The sequence below is a fragment of the Staphylococcus ureilyticus genome (assembly GCF_002902235.1).
Classification (GTDB): Bacteria; Bacillota; Bacilli; order Staphylococcales; family Staphylococcaceae; genus Staphylococcus; species Staphylococcus ureilyticus.
The window spans coordinates 6548-8032 of the sequence record NZ_PPRL01000100.1 but is presented as its reverse complement, the minus strand read 5'-3'; the positions used below and the strand labels follow the sequence as shown (position 1 = coordinate 8032).

Here is a 1485-nt window from a genome sequence, read left to right as displayed (position 1 = left end):
GTGATATATAGGTTGTAAGCGTTTAATTATATTTACCAGTATTTATTTTTGTTTACGAAAAAAAATTGTAGATTTATTTATATTGATAATTATTAGTAATTTTTAAAAATAGTAACTTAAATGAACTAATTCAAGTTACTAACTATCAAAATCTCTATTTTATTTATAACAAAATAAAACACCACTTTCCCACTAATAAAAGTGATATGAAATGTGGTGTTAATAATTTTAAATTAAGGCATCTACAACTTCTTCTAATTGCATCCCTCTTGAACCTTTAATTAGTATTTTATCTTGTGGTTCAGTATTTGATTTTAATGACTGGATCAGTGCAGCTTTATCTGTAAAATGTTCTGCATATTTTACAAACGCTTTGCCTGTACGATGAATATGACCCGCTTCTGTTCCATAAGTATATAACGCATCGATTTGTTTATTAACTAAATAATCACCAACCGCTTCATGCATTGTTTGACTATTATGCCCTAATTCTAAGACATCACCTAACACAAGTATCTTGCGGCCTCCCATACTGCTGAGTGTATCAATAGCGGCTTTCATACTAGTTGGACTAGCATTATAAGCATCATTGATAACAAGCGTACCGGAGTCGGTATGGTGTTGTTCCATTCTCATACCTGTAAGTTGAACCGCTTGAATATTTTGATGTATCGTTTCATAACTCAGATTAAGTCTTTTACCAACAGCAATAGCTATAGTTGCGTTTTTCATATTATGTTCACCTAAAATTGGTAATTCATAATGCTCATTTTCATTAATATTAAAAACAATACCAGTATCATCTATATTGTCAATTTTACAAACTAAATCATTATTTTCTTTTTTACCTATACTCATTAAATCTATATCTACTAATTTATCGACATGAGGCTTTAATAATGGCTCATCTCCATCGTAGATAAATAGACCTTGAGGTTTAAGACCAAATGAAATTTCAGCTTTAGCTTTCGCTATACCTTCACGCGATCCTAAATCTTGCATATGTGATTCGCCAATATTAGTAATAATTGCAATATTTGGGTTAGCTAATTGTGATAATGCTTCAATTTCATGAAAACCAGACATACCCATTTCTAATATAGAAATTTCAGTATCTTGATCTAATTGCAAAATGGTTAACGGCATACCGATTTCATTATTATAATTTCCTAGTGTTTTTTTTACTTTAAATTGAGGCTTTAATACACTTTCTATCATGTCTTTAGTCGTTGTTTTACCATTAGAACCTGTAACAGCGATCACAAATGGATTAACAAATGCCAAATAGGCTTTGGCTAACTGCTGCAATGCTTCCAATGTGTCATCTACCCAAATAATAGGGCCAGAAATTTGAGGGGCTAAAACACTGTCCTTCTGACAAAATGCCGCTCCCGCACCATCTTCCAACGCTTGATTCACATATTTATGTCCGTCGACATGTTCTCCTTTAAAAGGAATAAACAAATTTTGTTCATCGATTTTTCT

Annotated in this window: 1 protein-coding gene; it reads right to left on the bottom strand. The window is 31.6% G+C overall.

The features are described 5' to 3' along the window. Positions 1–228: 228 nt before the first annotated feature. Positions 229–1485: UDP-N-acetylmuramoyl-tripeptide--D-alanyl-D-alanine ligase (locus CD150_RS10155; protein ID WP_240621227.1), on the bottom strand; the 1257-nt coding region annotated here is incomplete at its 5' end.